Origin of the sequence: Sinomicrobium oceani, assembly GCF_900119185.1 — a bacterium.
Classification (GTDB): domain Bacteria; phylum Bacteroidota; class Bacteroidia; order Flavobacteriales; family Flavobacteriaceae; genus Sinomicrobium; species Sinomicrobium oceani.
The window spans coordinates 99,402-116,969 of record NZ_FPJE01000009.1 but is presented as its reverse complement, the minus strand read 5'-3'; the positions used below and the strand labels follow the sequence as shown (position 1 = coordinate 116,969).

Sequence of the window (17,568 nt, the reverse complement as noted above, 5' to 3'; positions counted from 1 at the left end):
GTTTATTACAACTGTAAATTAACGCCGAAGATGAATGTTCGCGTCGTAGGATACGCTGAGAGTTCCATACCTGTAGTCCCTACAGGGTTTCCGTATTCGTTGTCGCCACTGCGGTTGAGTTCGGGGGTAAACCCGGAATACCGTGTAAACATAAAGGGGTTCTGGGCGGTGACATAAAAACGCACACGATTAAAGAACGACAGGTCTTCGAAAGCATAGCCTACGGTAATGTTATTGATCCGGAAAAAGTCACCGTCTTCCAGCCAGTACGAAGATGGCAAAGCATCGCGATAAGCTCCCGGATGTGAATTGGTCGATCCTTCCCCGGTCCACCGGTTTTTAAAAGTTTCTGCTGTAACATTCTCTCCCCCGAGCCTCGTGTTGGCCAGTCCGTTGTAAACTTTATTCCCGCCGAGACCGAATCCGTCAATACTGAGGTCGAATTTTTTGTACTGTATCCCGATATTCACACCATAGTTGAAGGTAGGTATATACGAACCGAAATACTTCTTGTCCCGATCGTCGATAACACCATCGCCGTTCTGATCTTTATATCTCAGGTGTCCGGGTGCAGCTCCGCCTACGGAAGGATTATTATCGATTTCTTCCTGGTTCTGCCATATTCCATCAGCTTCATACATCCACCAGGCAAACAGCGGTTCACCATCCTTCAGTCTCTTGGTGATCTGCCCGTTGCTCAGGCTTCCACCGGTAGCTCCGTCATATCCCGTAGGCACGTTCTGTACCCTGTTTTTATTGGTAGAGAAATTTACACTCAGGTTATAACTGAAATCATCACTGATATTATCACGCCAGCTCAGTAATGCTTCAAAACCGGTATTGGTAACTTCCGCGGCATGGGCCCGGAAATCATCCTCCGCAGCGGAGTTCAGTATATTTTTAACCAGAACGATCGTATTGGTATTCTTACGGTTATAATAGTCCAGGGTACCTGTTAACCTTCTGTCAAAAAGCTCAAAGTCGAAACCGGCTTCCCACTCTTCGGTAACTTCCCACCGCAATGGCACTACCGGGCTACCGAAAGACGACCCGAAAATCAGGCTCTGGGTAGGCCCGAACACATAATTCTGATTTCCGCTGCCCGCATTGGTCTTTATCTGCTGTATATTGATAGGCACATTGGCATTCCCCAGTTTTCCCCAACCCGCAAACAGTTTCAAATGGTTGAGAAATGAAACTTTTTCCAGGAAACTCTCTTTGGAGATAGTCCATCCCAAACTCACAGCCGGGAAATTCTCAAAGTAGTTGTCTCCGGTAATAAAATCACTGGTCCCGTCACGTCGCAATACGGCCCTGACAAAATATTTTTTATCGAAATCGTATTCTACCCGGGCAAAATAAGACTGTAGGTTTGTAGACTGGTTGAACTCCTGCTCTACCGTATTATCAAAAAAGGCGGAAGTTCTTCTCCCGAGGCTCCGCAATCTCTTTTCTTCATAAACGTCATAGGCAAGGGCTTCCATTTTTTCCCTTCCTCCGTAATTTTCACGGCTCAATCCCAAGGTCGCGGAAAGGTTATGCTTATCGAAAGAATCGTTATAGGTTACGAACCCTTCCAGGTTCCAGCGGAAAAATTCTTCATCTATAACCCGGTACGAATTATTGGCAAATTCCGTAGATATGGTACCGTCTTCTTCGTCCGGCACCCTGCCGGCTTCGAATTGCTCCAGGGTCCTTCTCGGGTCTGCATTGAGCCATCGCTCCCGAATAGGATTGTAATTATTGTTTTTGGAATAAAACTTGGTTGCACCGAAACGCCCCGTGGCCGTAATTTTATCGGTGATATCGAGTTCTGCGGTAATCTGCCCCTGCAGGGTTGTCGTATTGATATCCTGGTCCTGGTAATACACATCGGCAACCGGGTTTCCATGCGGATACAGGCGCCCCACGGACTCACCTGCCTGCGAACGATAACCTACAACACCGGTAGTCTGGTTTACGAACGACTGGCCGAACCTTCCGTTATCGTAGTACACCGGCACCAGCGGCGACTGCCGATAGGCATTGTTGAAGGCCGAAAAAGGTTTCGGAGCTTCATTGGTGTAGGTGATATTGATATTCTGTGTAATGCGGAACTTATCGTCAAAAAGGTGATAGGTATTATTGTTCCTGATCGTACCCCTGCTGTATTTGTTATCTTTTAAGATCCCTTCTTCTTCATAGAAGTTATAACTAAAAAAGTAATCTATGGCCTCACCCGCACCGGAAATAGACAGGCTGTTACTACTGATGCTTCCCAATTGTAGCAACTCGTCATACCAGTCGGTATTGAACTGTTGGTCTTCACTGAGCATAAAGCCGCCCAGGGAAGCGCTCTCTTCGTTAAAGTAAGTGATATACTGGCTGGCATTGGCCATATCTACCCGGTTCAGCGTGCTGCGAACGCCATAAAAAGAATCCACATTGATCTTGGCTTTTCCCTTTTTTCCTTTCTTTGTCGTAATAAGGATCACACCATTGGCCGCCCGGATACCATAAATATTGGCATACGAAGCGCCCTTAAGAAAGTCGATCGACTCGATATCCGAAGGGTTAATACTTCGGATATCCTGGGTCGGCTGTCCGTCCACTACATAAAACGGTTCTCTTCCGCCTTCTGCCGTTCCTATTCCCCGTACCATTACCGTAGGTGTAGAACCCGGGGCATCACTGGACACTATATTTACACCGGCCACTTTTCCCTGTATGGATTGTACTGCGGTCAATGCCGGTTGTTTGACAATATCTTCGGCTTTTACGGAAGCTACAGCACCGGTAATATCACTTTTTTTCTGAACCCCGTACCCCACAACCACGACTTCATCCAGTTCGGAAGTATCTTCCTCCAGCATAACAGTGAGCGTTTGTTCGTTTCCTATAGTGACGTTCCTGGTACGGAACCCCACATAAGAAATCTGTAAAACCTCCCCGGACGAAGCTTCAATACTGAAGTTCCCGTCAAAATCGGTCACAGCATACCTGTTGGTGCCTTCTACTAAGATATTAGCTCCCGGCAACGGTTGATTATCCGCATCCATTACGGTACCCGTTATGGCGTCCTGCGCAAAAACTCCTGCAGGAATTAAGGCTATATAACATATAAGCCAACACAATTTTACCTTCATAATAAAAGATTTGATTTAGTCGAAGATAAAATTAGACACTGCAGTACTATTTCGTTGTAGTAGTAGCACTACATCCTCATAGCAAAGAAGCAAAACAAACACAAACAACTAAAAAACAACACATTAAATAATTAATAAATCATATCATTATCTTAAAATTTAACATATTGATGTAGGGATGATGAGTTGTTTTATAGCAAAAACAAAGGTAGTTAATTGCAAATATCCTAAATAAGCAGCAGGAATTTTACCAAATCCTGATCCTTTTCCAGTACGAGCTTTTTCCGGAGTCGGTATCTGTGGATTTCAACACCTCTTGACGTTATCCCCATAAGCGGGGCTATTTCCTTTGAGGTAAGATTCATCTTCAGGTAACCACATAGCTTAATGTCTTTGGAAGTCAATTTGGGATAACGTTTTACAAGTCTCTTAAAAAAGTCATCATGCAGGTCGTTAAAATTGGTTTCGAAAACCTGCCAGTCTTCCTGGTTATGTATGGCTTCCGTAGTTTTGCCGATAAGGCTTTTTACCCGGTATTCATTGACATTATCTTTGCGAATGCGTTTTAATTCGTTTTGTATTTCCAGTAACAATTCGTTTTTCTTACTGATCATCAGGGTGGAATTCATCAATTCTTTCCTTTTCATCTTCACTTCGCGTTCCAGGTTCTGCCGTTCGAGAGCCTCCATTTTTTGCTGGCTGTCCCGGTACATCCTCCGGGTGAGTTTGCGCTGATGATCCCGAATAAGTTTCCTGTTCCAATGGAAGAGCAGGTATATCGTCAGTAAAAACAATAAAAGATACACGCCTTTCATCGTATCGGACAAGTACCAGGGAGGATAAATGCGAAAATTATAACGGAGCCGGACCGGGGTGTCCATACCGTGAGAAAAAGGTGCTACCTCCAGTTGGTACACTCCGTAATCCAGATTTTGCAGATCGATAACCCCGTTGCTCACATAGCCTTCCTGAGTAATAGGACCGAGTAAACGATATTGAAAATCCTGTGCAAAATGATTGGGGTAGTACACAAAAAACCGGATATGCGATGCATCGGCGAAGGGGATTCCCGGGTTTTGCGAAAAATCGTAGAGCGTATCTGCGGTCTCTGCCCGGTCTATCCGCACCTTATCGGTATATCTTTTTTGGTGTTCCTGGCGGTATTTGTAAAAATTAAACGTTGCAAAACCATCGTTCAGGGTAAAGTAGTAGAGCGAATCATTTCTTTTCACCACTTTTTCAAAAAGCGGGGTCAGCCTTTTGCCCAGTTCACGCTGTACGATAACCGTATCCTTTTTGAGATCGGTATAAATGATGCCGTTTTTGCCCGTATCGGTAAACCAGAAATGTCCGTTATCCTGGTAAAGCAGTTTCTTGTCTTTATATTTTCTGAAAGGAATAAACGTTTCCAGCCGATCCCTGTCGGGATTAAAGGTGTACCAGTCACCCGAATTGTACAATGCAATATCGTTTCCCACCCGAAAAACCTGGGTTCTCAATCCTTTCATCTGCCCCTGTCCGAACGTCTTTACCGAGGTTACTTTTTTGTAATCGTCGCTCAGACCGATCCGAAAAAAACCTTTGTACGGATGTGAGGCCCATGCGGTATGCCGGTTCTCAAAAACGATATTGTCCAGGGGCGACTGTATCCCGTCGACAAGTGTTACCTCCCAGTCGTCGCCTTTATACGTATACAGAACCAGTCCGACATAGGTACATTGCAAAAAGAGATTTTCCCTGCCCGGCACGGATCGTATGGCATACCCCCCGGAAATCCCGGAAATACGTTCGAAGGTATTGTCGCTAATGTCATAGGTACCCGAATTGTGCCCGCACAGCAACCTTCCGTGAACTACGGAAAGATCCCAGACATGCCCCTGGGAATTTTCGAGAAAGACCATGTTCCCGTCCCGGAAATAATAAACACCCGTATTGCTTCCCATATAGACCGTGTTGTTGTAAAAAGCAATATCGTATACGGTACCCAGTTCGCCGGTGTCGTCCTTAAAAAAAGTAAACTCAGAATTGATCTTTACTACATCGATGCCTTTGTCCAGTGCAATCCAGAGGTTATCTCTACGCATATCCAGCCCGAGGACCGTATTATTCTGTAATCCGAGATGACGGTTGATAAACCTGATCTTACGGGTATTCCTGTCATAAATTACGACCCCGTTCTTTATCGTTCCGAAAACCACACGGTTGTTTCCCGCAAGACAGATCTTGTTGAGTTCGTATGCCGAAAGCATTCTGTTGATCCCGGGATCCCATTTTTCCAGCCGGTAGTCTTCGGGTGTATAGGTAAAGCAACCTTCGGACTTTGTCCCTATGATGAGCTTATCGCCGTCTACAACGATATCCGCAACGGGATTATCGATATGTTCTGTTTCCGGGAAGGGCAGCAAACCATCCTCTTCGGTGTACCGGTGTATCCTGCCGTTATTCTCGCCGATAATGAGGGCGTCTTTGTACACCGTAACCTTGGTAACGATAAAATCCGGGCTGAGCACTACGATCTTTTCACCGTCGTACATATATATGGTCGTAAATGAGCGAAAAACGATCTTTTTGCCCCAACGGGTGATTTCCCAGAATTCTTCGTTGTGGAATTCATGGGTCGGATCTACCTGTGAAGTCAGGGACGTATATTCGAAAATCCCGAAACCATTTTTCTTCCAGTATCCGAACTCCTCGTACGAACCGGTATAAATGCGCTCCCCGTCCCTGTATACCGACCGGATGATGGTCTTGTTGGGCAGGGTATACAGATGCCAGTCCTGGCCGTTAAACACCAGCAGTCCCTGATGATTGGCTACAAAGGTAAGACCGTCTTCATCGGTCGTAATTCCCCAGTTCTGATTGGCCGCGTGATAATCGTTTACCGAAAAATTACTTACGGGCAACACCGCCTGCTGTGCGTAAAAAAAGTGACCGCACGTCACTAAAAAAAGGAAGAAGAAAAATGTAACAAGTTGCTTCATAAGAAGTCTATATCATAAATAAAGTTTTTTTTAAGCACAATGACACAGGTTGTAAAAACGTTCTTACACCGGAGGCACGAACCTGAAAAACCATGAAATCCGGAAAATAATGGAATTTTAATTAAACCTTTTGTAACATTTAACGTCAATATTACGTATAACCTACTGCATAAGCAATTATACACATAAAAAAATCAAGGAGAAGATTAAATGAGACAGCTTAAGATTACGAAGCAGGTAACCAACAGGGAAACTGCTTCCCTGGATAAGTATCTTCAGGAGATAGGGAAAGTAGACTTAATTACTGCAGATGAAGAGGTAGAATTGGCACAGCGGATCAAAGCGGGAGATCAACGCGCTCTTGAAAAGCTTACCAAAGCCAACCTGCGTTTCGTGGTTTCCGTAGCAAAGCAGTACCAGAACCAGGGGCTTACCCTTCCCGATCTTATCAACGAAGGTAACCTGGGATTGATAAAAGCCGCACAGCGTTTCGATGAAACCCGTGGTTTTAAATTTATTTCCTATGCGGTATGGTGGATTCGCCAGTCTATACTACAGGCTTTGGCAGAACAGTCGCGTATCGTACGTCTACCGCTGAACAAGATCGGTTCTATAAACAAAATCAATAAGACCTATGCCTTCCTGGAGCAGGCACACGAACGTGTTCCTTCTGCGGAAGAGATTGCCAAGGAACTGGACATGACCGTCAATGATGTTAAGGAATCCATGAAGAACTCCGGGCGCCACGTTTCTATGGATGCCCCCCTTGTAGAGGGAGAAGATTCTAACCTCTATGACGTATTGCGAAGCGGAGAGTCGCCCAATCCGGACAAAGACCTGCTTCACGAATCGCTGCGTACGGAGATCGAAAGAGCTCTGGAAACGCTTACCCCGAGAGAAGCTGATGTAATCCGCCTGTATTTCGGACTCGGAGACCAGCACCCGATGACACTCGAGGAAATAGGCGAAACTTTCGACCTTACCCGCGAGCGCGTTCGTCAGATCAAGGAAAAAGCCATCCGCAGGCTGAAGCATACCTCCAGAAGTAAAATATTAAAAACGTATTTGGGTTAATTCCCACACATGCCGGTCAATGCATCGGTATATGGTACGATGACAACAGTTTATCATAACTGTTCGTTTTTTGATTGATGGATGAACTCCGGCCTCGTGCCGGAGTTTTTCTTTGTCCCTGCTCAGCCTTCAAGTCAAAGATTTACCCTATTTTTACCGCTGTAAATACAACACTATACCATGGATCAGAAACTTATAGCTCCTTCGGTGCTGGCGGCAGACTTTGCCAATCTTCAACGCGACATCGAAATGGTCAACGCGAGTGAAGCCGACTGGTTTCATATCGATATTATGGATGGCGTATTCGTTCCGAATATCTCTTTCGGAATGCCCGTACTCGAAGCCATAGCAAAACACGCAAAGAAAACCATAGATGTGCACCTGATGATCGTGGATCCCGATCGCTATATCAAAACCTTTGCGGATCTTGGTGCCAATAACCTTACGGTACACTATGAGGCATGCACCCACCTGCACCGTACCCTCCAGGCCATTAAAGCGGAAGGCATGAAAGCCGGTGTGGCCCTTAACCCTCATACCCCGGTATCCCTCCTCCAAGACATTATCAATGATCTGGACCAGGTATGTATCATGAGTGTTAACCCCGGATTCGGCGGACAGTCTTTTATAGAAAACACATATAAAAAAGTTTCCGAACTGAAGGAGATGATCCTGAAGAACAACGCAAAAACAAAAATAGAAATCGACGGTGGTGTAACCTCAAAAAATGCAAAGCAACTTACCGAAGCGGGGGCAGATATCCTCGTAGCCGGTAGCTTTGTCTTTAAAAGCAAAACACCTCTGCAAACCATAAAAGAACTGAGGGCGATAGCAAACAGCTAAAAACCGGTCTCAAAAAAAAACGGGATATACCTCATACGGCTGTATCCCTTTTTATTTCAACATTCAGATCTCCCACCGGCACGTACTCCCTCCGCATCACTTAGCAATGCTTCCATAATATCCTTTACGGTTCCCCCGGAGTACCCGTAATCGGCCTGTCCGGTCCAGATACTTACAAACTCCGTATGGTTAACCGATTTCGCCAGTTTCCGCAACGCGGAAGTCAACTTGTTCTGGTAAGGATAAGGCAGAATATACGGCGATTTTTCAAGCGTATCCGTAAACAGATTCCGAATACCACGGGCATAACGTCCCGAAAAACTCCTGGTCAACACCACATCTGTTTTATCCGCCGCAAGCAACCGATCTTTTTCGAATGGTTCCAACGCACTTTCTTCGGATCCCAGCAACAGGCTACCCACCTGTACTCCTTGTGCACCGAGGTCCCGGGCCATATTTAATGTGCTACCGTCACATATACCTCCGGCATAAATAAGCGGAGTATTTACACCATCCCGGACCCGCGGCAAAAGAGAAAACCCTTCGGTCCCGGACATCTCCGTCCCGAAACTTCCGCGATGCCCTCCTGCTTCGATCCCTTGTACACAAATAATATCAATCCCCGATTTTTCCAGGGTAACCGCTTCATCCGGCGTGGTACAGGTACCGATAAGCAGTACCCCCTTCTCCTTCAACCGGTCAATACTTTGTGCATCGAGGTTGCCGAAAGTAAAACTCAATATCCTTATGCCCTCCGCAACAAGGGCGTCTATCTGCTCGTGGTAATCCACGGGCCTGATCTCCCCGACCTCCGGTAACTGCACATACAGCTCATGCTGCCTTGCCAGGTTTTCTATAAAAGCTTTGGCCGCTTTATATTCCTGCTCCAGACGACTGTCCAGTTCAGGGATTTCATGAACAAAAATATTCGCGGCAAAGGGCTGATCTGTAAGTTTATGCACCTTACGGATCAGTCCGATACAATCCTCCGGAGGAAGATCTCCCAGCGAAATCGACCCCAGGCAACCCGCCATTCCTGCCCCCGCAACCATTTCCGGGGTGGTTACCCCCATCATCGGAGCCTGTACTACCGGATACGTCACCCCTAACATCCTTGTCAGATCATTTTCCCATATACTGCACGTTGTCGCCATAACATTCGGATTTCAGTTTTTTCAACTACAAAATTACAGCCAATTTCAGAGCTTTAAAAACAATAAATAATCACACATATTAATGATTAAAAATGATTAATATAGCAACTTCAAAAAATAAAACAATGAATATCAACGATCTGAGAATTTTTATCGCTCTTGCAGAATACGAAAATTTCACCAGGGCCGCTACGGCCACCAATACTGTACAATCCAATGTTTCGGCAAGGATAAAAGCGCTTGAAAAATCTCTGAACACCAAACTACTGTATCGAACTACACGTTCCGTAACCCTGACACCGCAGGGGATCGACTTTCTGAAGATTGCCAGGGAAATCACGATGGCTATCGACAACTTTAAATTTTCCATCCATAAACAAGAAGGCCTGAACGGACAGGTCAGACTCGGTTGTATACACTCCGCAGCTACCCTTAGAGCCTCTTCCGTATTGGAAAAATTTATCCGGGATTATCCGGATGTTGATTTTACTTTAAAAACAGGAACGACATCCGATCTTATCGCACAGGTTACCGAATATAAACTCGACGGAGCTTTTATAACCGGCCCGGTCCGTCATCCGGATCTTGATACACAGACTATTGTTTTCGAAGAACTTCACATTGTCCTTGCTTCCGGAACTCCCGATCCGGAAACTTTAATCAGAGGGGACAAACCTGTAAAACTGGCGGTATTCAACAGAGGTTGCTCCTATCGGGACCTTCTCACTCATTTTCTGAATACCACACCGGCAGGTATAAAATACATCGAAACAGATACCCTGGAAAACATTCTTAATGTTGTAGAAAACGGAACGGCCATTACCCTGCTCCCCAAAGAACTTATTACAAGGCATTACCCCTTCAGAAAGCTTCGGACAATCCCGTTACCCGAAAGTCATGCCAAAATACCTACGGTTTTCATCAAACGTAAAGATTTTCCCATGAGCCATGCTTATTCCTTGTTTTTTGATTCTGTTATAAACGGCTATGGTTAATTGCCGATACGATGGTAGTGCAACGAAGCACCGACCTGGACTTTTTTGTACACCGGGCCATAGCGCATCTCAAAACTAATCACTATATTATAATACCAAATCTTTGATATCATGAAAACAAAATCTATGCTTACAGGAATTGTCCTGTTGTTTTTTGCCTGTAGTCCAGGTGAAACAGAACACGTATTATTAACTCCCGAATCGTCTACTGCGACCGTTTGGCATCAGGCTAACCTGACGAATTTCGAATCCTATCCCGATCCGAATAGTGAAGAATGTATTGTCTATAACGGGTGCCAGTGGGCCGGACAATTTGCTTTCGTATCCGGGGTGATGCCCGAAAGCTGGGTACAGGCCAACAATATTATTGCGCTGCACTCCAAAGATGCCTACCAGTACAAATTGAAAACACTACGGATACGGCAGGGTGACAAACAGATTGATGCTGTTGTCTATGATTTTTGTGCAGACAGTGATTGCGATGGTTGCTGCACGGCCAATGCCAACCAGAACGATATCGGGTTCCTGATCGATATTGAAAAATATACCATGCAACGTTTCGGCTCCGGTTCCGGGATTGTAGAATGGACATGTCTCGATTGTGACTGATCTCCTTGCTCCCGATATGCTATCCGAGGCCTGTTTTATCCGAAGCAGGCTTCGCTTTTTTCACCTCATTCAGCCAAACCACACTCATCATTACCACATCACTTTGTTAAAACCCTTCAGATAAACAAGCCTTCAAGAACTAATTAAAATACTTAGAAACAATGGAATAAAACTCAAAAGACGCTACATTCAAGAGTAATCCTGTTTCTCGCACCCCATATTCGTTCCCGGATTTTTAATTTTATACCGGATTAACCGGAAAACAACTGCCATGCATACCAAAATCTTATTTTTACTCTTACCTGCCTTATGCTGTCTTATGTCCTGCAAGGATAAAAAAGCCGAAACGCAGGCCTCCCCGGGCGAAAGACCGAACATTATCTTTATCATGGCCGACGATCATGCCCAACAGGCCATAAGTGCTTACGGACATCCTATAGCACAGATCGCTCCCACCCCTAACATCGATCGTATTGCACGGAACGGAGCCATATTTCGCAATAATTTCTGTACCAATTCTATATGCGGACCAAGCCGGGCCGTTATACTCACCGGCAAGCACAGCCATGAAAACGGTTTTCGTAAAAACGGTGACAGGTTTGACGGCAGCCAGCCCACCCTTCCCAAATACCTGAAAGCAGAAGGATACCGGACTGCCATGATCGGCAAATGGCATCTTTACGGTGCTCCTACAGGCTTCGATTACTGGGATATTCTCAACGACCAGGGCAACTACTACAACCCGGAGTTTATCAGGGGGAGGGACACTGTGGTTACTCCCGGTTATGCCACAGACCTCATTACCGATAAAGCACTTTCGTGGCTCAAAGAAACGGCAAAACAGGATAAGCCTTTCTTTGTCATGATGCATCACAAAGCCCCGCACCGTAACTGGATGCCGGCGCTGCGTCATGCCGCGATGTACGATTCGGTAAAATTCCCGCTCCCGGACAATTATTTTTCCGAACATCAAAACCAGTTAGCGGCACAGCAACAATTGATGACAGTGTATGAGGATATGTACGAAGGGCATGACCTTAAAATGAGTGTTGCCGAAGGAAGTACGGAGCTCGCCAGTAATCCGTGGACCAATGATTTCGACAGGATGTCGCCCGAACAACGACAAACATGGGACAGTATTTACCTCCCTAAAAACAATGCCATGCACCGTGCCGGGCTAAAAGGCAAAGCCATGGCCGAATGGAAAGCACAACGCTATTTACAGGATTATATGGCTACGATTGCCTCGGTAGACGAAAGCGTCGGCCGTGTCCTCGATTATCTCGAAGCTAACGATCTCGACAAAAACACCATAGTGATCTATACTTCCGATCAGGGTTTTTACCTCGGGGAACACGGCTGGTTCGACAAGCGTTTTATGTATGAGGAATCACTACGGATGCCATTGCTCATACAATACCCGGGGCATATCCCGGAAAGGACGAATGTCGCGGCACTTACCCAAAACCTGGATTTTGCCGCAACTTTTCTCGATTTTGCAGGAGTTGCCATCCCGGAAGACATGCAGGGCAAATCATTCCGGTCCCTGGCAGAAGGAACACACGATGAAAATTTCCGGGATGCCGTTTATTACCATTACTACGGATATCCTGACTTCCATATGGTAAAAAAACATTACGGCGTACGAACGCGTAGATACAAACTCATGCATTTCTATGATGATATCGACACCTGGGAAATGTATGATCTCGAAACCGATCCCGGGGAAAACAACAACATTTACGGAAATCCGAAATACGACAGCATCCGGGAACAGCTCATGGTAACCATGGACTCGCTACAGGGAATTTACGGCATTACCGACAAGGAATACGAACACTCGACCGAAAAACAAGTTCAAAAAGCTTACGACTTTTTCCAAGGTATCCGCGGTACTCCTATGAAATAAAGACACGGTGTAGCACATTCCGGATACGTATTATTTTTGGTATCTTTATAGTTTCCAAAACCCAATTACATGTATGCTATTGTCGATGTCGAAACCACCGGTCTCGGTGGCGATGCCAACCGGATCACGGAAATTGCTATTGCCATACACGACGGAAAAAAAGTGGTCGATGAATTCCACTCACTGGTCAACCCGGAAGTTCCCATATCTCCCTATGTTACCGGGCTGACGGGTATTGACAACGACATGGTAAGAGATGCTCCCGTATTTGCAGCTATAGCCGAAACGGTACTCGAATATACCGAGGATAAAATATTCGTAGCACATAACGTTGGGTTCGATTACAATGTGATCCGCAGGGAATTTCAGCGGGCCGGAAAAGATTTTCGCAGAAAAAAACTGTGTACGGTACGCCTGTCCAGGCAAATATTTCCCGGACTGAAATCGTATAGCCTCGGGCAACTTTGCAGCAGTCTTAATATTCCTGTTTATGACAGGCACAGGGCAAAAGGCGATACGGACGCCACTGCCATTTTGTTTGGCAAGCTTCTGGAAAACGATACGAAGGGTATCTTCGGCAGGCAACTCCATCCGCGCTCCGGGGAGATGGCGCTTCCTCCCCTGCTTCCGGGACATGTGGTGAACAAACTTCCGGAAAGCCCCGGGGTTTATTATTTCCTGGATGAAAAAGGACAAATTATATATGTAGGGAAGGCCATTAATATCAAAAAAAGAGTACTCGGACATTTCTATGATAAAACAGCCAGGGAAATAGCCATGGCCAGGGAAACTGCCGATATCCACTGCGAAGAAACCGGAAACGAACTGCTGGCTCTTATCCGCGAATCCACAAAGATCAAACAGCATTTTCCCAAGTTCAATAAGGCACAGAAAAAACCTTCGAAAGGATATGGCATTACGGCATATACCGACAGGAAAGGTATCCTACACCTGGGGTATAACCAGCTTCGGCTGGTTACCGACCCTATCGGTGTTTTTTACAGTGTTACCGAGTGTATCGCCTTCCTGGAGCAATGCTGTGCACAATACGACCTCTGCCCGCGCTTTACACACCTGCAACACAACGTATCGCAGTGTTCCCATTACAAACTGAATAATTGCCGGGGGATATGCCGGGGTGAGGAACAGCCGGAAACATACAACCTAAGGGTTCGCCAGGCTATCGAAGATATACTGTCCCTCCGCGAAAACTTTTTCATCCTGGAAAAAGGCCGGACACCGGACGAGAAAGTACTCATTGAAGTAAGAGACGGGAATTATGCGGGATACGGATTTATAACCGAAGAAGAATCCGTAACCCGCTACGATGCTTTCCGGAATTTTATTATCCCCCAGAAGTACAACAGGGACATTCAGCAAATCATCAATACCTATATCGCCAAAAACTCAAAAAACAATGTCATTTATGCCGGCGATGATCCCGGAACAGACGACTGATATGGCGCTTCGGTCATAAAATACCACGGAGTGTCAGGAGAGGTCTTTTATCATCCATATGGTACAGGAAGGATGTCCGGAATTCCCCAGAGGATGGTCCAGTCTATGAAAACCCGATTTCTCATACCAGCTCACGGCATTCGCAAATTCGGGCAAACTTTCGAGATAGAGTTTACCGTAACCGAATTGCAGGGCCGACTGAATATTCAGTTCCATAAACTTCTTCCCCAGCCCTTTTCCCCTGGCTTCATCCGAAATGTAAAATTTCACCAGTTCCGCACAGCCTTCGGGTAAGCCTTCGGTGGGATAGATACCACAGCAACCTGTAACTTTCCCTTCTTCTTCCGCTACCCACAGTACGGATTTCTCCCGACGGAAAAATTCATAAAGCCTGTTCGTCACCGGATCGGAATATACAGTCCCTTCCTTTGGTGCATGGTGCTCCTCAAAAACGGTTTTGATAAGATCGGCTAAGACCCGGTTATCCGTATTTTTTACTTTTCTGATGTCCATCTGTCCAATTTCAGTTTCATATAGCGATGCGGAATACCGACTTCCGTAAAAGTTGATCCGTATGTTACAAATCCGGATTTTTCATAAAACCGGACCGCATATTGCCTCGAATGGCATCTAATCTCCTTCAGCTCGCGGGCAGCTGCAAACCTTATCACCTCACGGAGCAATAATTTCCCTGTTCCCTTTCCCTGGATATCCGGATCTACGGCCATCTGGATCAATTGAGCCATCCCTTCGTCATTATCCGAAGGCACCAATACGGCACACCCGACAACTTCATCTCCTTCAAGAGCCACAAAATGCCAGGATCTGTGATCGTGCATTTCCCAGGAATGATCAGGGATCCCCAAAGGACGTAACAATACCCTGTTGCGCAACTCCCTCATCGCCTGATACTGGGGCTCATCGGTAGTTATATTTTTTATTTCGGTCATTTTTAACGCTATATGTACTGTATTTTGTATATTACTTGACAAAAGCAAATATAATTAAAAATACTTGATTAAAGCAAGTAAACAGCATGAAGGAAATCGAAGTTATCAGCGAAATAAGAAAATTCAACCGCAGCTATGTCCGGAGTATAGGTCTGTTACAAAAAACTTTTCTGGACACAAACTACTCGCTCACCGAGTCTCAGGTTATTTTCCTGGTAAAAGAACAGGGTAAAACCACCGCTACGGCCATTAATAAGGTTCTGCAACTGGATGAAGGGTATTTGAGCCGTATCATAAAAAAACTTATATCGGACTCCCTGCTTATCAAAGAACAGTCTCAGACCGATAAAAGATGTTTCGAAATCATGCTGAGCCCAAAGGGTATCGAAGAACAGCGGAAAATGGATAAATTATCATCGGAATCCGTCCGGGCTATTATTTCTCATTTATCCGAAACCGAACAACAGGAACTGGCGGGCTCATTTCAACGCATCATGGCATTGTTATACAAAGAAAACAGGCACAAGACTTCTTAATCTACCGTCTAATCCGCGTCATAAAAGACCAGAAAGGTTCTGTCTGCACTTATGAAGCTACCGAAAGAAGAGCGACTTTCTGACTCTGTCCTGTTAGGGCAACCACTATAAACATCACTCCCCAAAACTATTTTCCTCCTTTGAAAATTTGCGTATATTGTTTGCATAAATAGTCTCCGGAAAGTCCGGGGAAGACTTGTCTGATCACAGTCAGCTATACATCCCGTTCATCGGGTAAACCACTTCATATACCATTTGCTAAACGAAAAAGATGGAGGAACAGGTATCTAAATTCGAAATGGCTATCGCACAGATAGATGCGGAAAATGCAGAAGACCCGAACAAGGAGATCATAGGAAATGCAGAATTTCCTAAAGAACTCTTGTATTCCAGAAGAATGACGGAAAAGCTTCTCGATTTTTGTCCGGATGCTTCCGCCGAGCTTCAGATCGCGGCCCGTGCCCAGCACATCTGCCGTTGGAAAATAGACAGGAATACCTATCCCATGGACAGGACCGGGTACCTGAAATGGCGGGAAGCTCTTAAAAAGTTTCACGCTGATAAAATATCGGAAATCTTAAAAGATCTCGGATATGACGAAACCTTTACAGCACGGGTAACGGTACTTATACGCAAAAAACAGCTCAAAAAAGACCCGGAGAGCCAGATCCTCGAAGATGTTGTCTGTCTCGTTTTTCTACAGTACTATTTTAAGGATTTTGCCGCCGGCCATCCGGAAGAAAAAGTTATTGATATCGTACGCAAGACCTGGGCAAAAATGTCGGAATCCGGACATCGTGCCGCACTCAGGCTTCGGTTATCCCCGGAAGCATCGGCTCTGATAGAAAAGGCATTAGGAGGAGACTGACCCTTCTTCATCATGCCTTTGGCCTCCCGTCACTTTAAAAAGATGAAGAATATGAGGAAATACGGCATCCACGGACTCCGCAGCTCCTTTGGACGATCCGGGTAAGGCCAATACCAGGCAGTCCCCTGCCATTCCGGCTACACTTCTGGAGAGCATGGCATAAGGCATTCGCTGCTGTCCGTAATTCCGGATAGCCTCTTCTACCCCGGGAATCCTGCGCTCAATGACCGGCAATAAGGCCTCTGGTGTCACATCTCTTGACGACAGCCCCGTACCCCCGGTAAAAATGAGCAGATCATAATCTTTCGTATACTGTTCTGCCTTTTTGCGAATAACATCCATTTCATCCGGAACAATATCATAGACGGGGACTTCCACACCGAATTCTCCCAGTTTACCAATAATAATTTTTCCGGCATTATCTGCTTTCTCTCCCGCTGATATCGTATCGGAGCAGACCACCACTACTGCCCGTAACGGGCGCGAAGGTAGTCCCGAAAACGAAGATTTTCCGCCCTTTTTCTCCAGGAGCTTTATGTGTCCTATCTCAATCTGTTTATCTATGGGCTTCAGCATATCGTACATGGTCAGGGCGACCACCGAAGCGCCGTGCATCGCTTCGACCTCTACCCCTGTCTTATAGACTGTTTTCACGGTAAATACTATACGTACGGACATTTCTCCTATTTCGTAATCTACCGCCGTATACTCGATAGGCAGCGGATGGCAGTCCGGGATAACAAGGCTCGTATTCTTCACAGCAAACAGTCCCGCGGCCCTGGCCATTTCCAGGACATTGCCTTTGGGCACGAGTTGATCGCGTATAGCCGCGATAGTTTCTTTTTTACCTGCTTTTACTTCTGCCTGGGCCGTCGCCGTACGCAGGGTCATAACCTTATGTGTGATATCTACCATGATTGCTGTTTTCTTTTTTTGGCAAGGATCAAAATACAAAAATAAAAAGGTTTTCCCCGCTTTTCGGTATTTAGAATTCACACCCCCGAATAAAGACGTTCTGACACTGCTTTTCAATGACATTTTAACAAAAATCACCACAACGTATACT

14 protein-coding genes are annotated in these 17,568 nt (G+C 45.7%); 8 read left to right on the top strand and 6 right to left on the bottom strand.

Annotated elements, in window-relative coordinates:
* Positions 1-5 precede the first annotated feature (5 nt).
* Complete coding sequence (locus BT112_RS09790) at positions 6-3,125, bottom strand: SusC/RagA family TonB-linked outer membrane protein (RefSeq protein ID WP_072317191.1); 3,120 nt, start codon at positions 3,123-3,125, stop codon at positions 6-8.
* Between the two features lie 227 nt (positions 3,126-3,352).
* Positions 3,353-6,106, bottom strand: a complete 2,754-nt coding sequence (locus BT112_RS09785) for a helix-turn-helix and ligand-binding sensor domain-containing protein (RefSeq protein ID WP_072317190.1) — start codon at positions 6,104-6,106, stop codon at positions 3,353-3,355.
* Positions 6,107-6,316: 210 nt separating this feature from the next.
* Between BT112_RS09785 and BT112_RS09780 the strand changes: the two genes are divergently transcribed.
* Together BT112_RS09780 and rpe are read left to right on the top strand one after the other, a co-directional pair.
* A complete protein-coding gene (locus BT112_RS09780) occupies positions 6,317-7,180 on the top strand; it encodes a sigma-70 family RNA polymerase sigma factor (protein WP_072317189.1) in 864 nt (287 codons plus the stop codon).
* 180 nt (positions 7,181-7,360) lie between these two features.
* Positions 7,361-8,023 carry a ribulose-phosphate 3-epimerase gene (gene rpe, locus BT112_RS09775; protein WP_072317188.1) on the top strand — a complete coding sequence of 221 codons (663 nt, stop codon included), beginning with the start codon at positions 7,361-7,363 and terminating at the stop codon, positions 8,021-8,023.
* 56 nt (positions 8,024-8,079) lie between these two features.
* On the opposite strand, the gene BT112_RS09770 is transcribed toward rpe, so the two are convergent.
* Positions 8,080-9,177, bottom strand: a complete 1,098-nt coding sequence (locus BT112_RS09770; protein ID WP_072317187.1) for an NAD(P)H-dependent flavin oxidoreductase — start codon at positions 9,175-9,177, stop codon at positions 8,080-8,082.
* A gap of 125 nt (positions 9,178-9,302) precedes the next feature.
* Here BT112_RS09770 and BT112_RS09765 point away from each other — a divergent pair, with 125 nt between their 5' ends.
* The 4 genes from BT112_RS09765 (at position 9,303) to BT112_RS09750 (ending at position 14,148) form a co-directional block, all read left to right on the top strand.
* Positions 9,303-10,172: a LysR family transcriptional regulator gene (locus BT112_RS09765; protein WP_072317186.1), complete on the top strand. Its 870-nt coding sequence runs from the start codon at positions 9,303-9,305 to the stop codon at positions 10,170-10,172.
* A 111-nt stretch (positions 10,173-10,283) separates the two neighbouring features.
* On the top strand, positions 10,284-10,781 hold the full coding sequence (locus BT112_RS09760; protein ID WP_175545770.1) for a hypothetical protein: 498 nt from the start codon (positions 10,284-10,286) through the stop codon (positions 10,779-10,781).
* Positions 10,782-11,052: 271 nt separating this feature from the next.
* Positions 11,053-12,690 (top strand): sulfatase family protein, encoded by a 1,638-nt coding sequence (locus BT112_RS09755; protein WP_072317184.1) that lies wholly within the window; start codon positions 11,053-11,055, stop codon positions 12,688-12,690.
* Positions 12,691-12,759: 69 nt separating this feature from the next.
* The gene (locus BT112_RS09750) at positions 12,760-14,148 is read left to right on the top strand and encodes an exonuclease domain-containing protein (RefSeq protein WP_072317183.1); all 1,389 of its coding nucleotides are present in this window, start codon (positions 12,760-12,762) and stop codon (positions 14,146-14,148) included.
* Positions 14,149-14,181: 33 nt separating this feature from the next.
* Here BT112_RS09750 and BT112_RS09745 read toward each other — a convergent pair whose 3' ends face one another.
* Together BT112_RS09745 and BT112_RS09740 are read right to left on the bottom strand one after the other, a co-directional pair.
* The gene (locus BT112_RS09745) at positions 14,182-14,661 is read right to left on the bottom strand and encodes a GNAT family N-acetyltransferase (RefSeq protein WP_072317182.1); all 480 of its coding nucleotides are present in this window, start codon (positions 14,659-14,661) and stop codon (positions 14,182-14,184) included.
* On the bottom strand, positions 14,643-15,098 hold the full coding sequence (locus BT112_RS09740; protein WP_072317181.1) for a GNAT family N-acetyltransferase: 456 nt from the start codon (positions 15,096-15,098) through the stop codon (positions 14,643-14,645). Before BT112_RS09740 ends, BT112_RS09745 begins: the two co-directional genes overlap by 19 nt.
* Before the next feature lie 86 nt (positions 15,099-15,184).
* On the opposite strand from BT112_RS09740, the gene BT112_RS09735 reads away from it, so the two are divergent.
* Together BT112_RS09735 and BT112_RS09730 are read left to right on the top strand one after the other, a co-directional pair.
* Complete coding sequence (locus BT112_RS09735; protein ID WP_072317180.1) at positions 15,185-15,634, top strand: MarR family winged helix-turn-helix transcriptional regulator; 450 nt, start codon at positions 15,185-15,187, stop codon at positions 15,632-15,634.
* Positions 15,635-15,905: 271 nt separating this feature from the next.
* The gene (locus BT112_RS09730; protein ID WP_072317179.1) at positions 15,906-16,502 is read left to right on the top strand and encodes a DUF4202 domain-containing protein; all 597 of its coding nucleotides are present in this window, start codon (positions 15,906-15,908) and stop codon (positions 16,500-16,502) included.
* On the opposite strand, the gene moaCB is transcribed toward BT112_RS09730, so the two are convergent.
* Positions 16,488-17,540, bottom strand: coding sequence for a bifunctional molybdenum cofactor biosynthesis protein MoaC/MoaB (gene moaCB / locus BT112_RS09725; RefSeq protein ID WP_083564856.1), 1,053 nt, complete (start codon positions 17,538-17,540; stop codon positions 16,488-16,490). The genes BT112_RS09730 and moaCB overlap by 15 nt on opposite strands.
* Between the last annotated feature and the right edge of the window lie 28 nt (positions 17,541-17,568).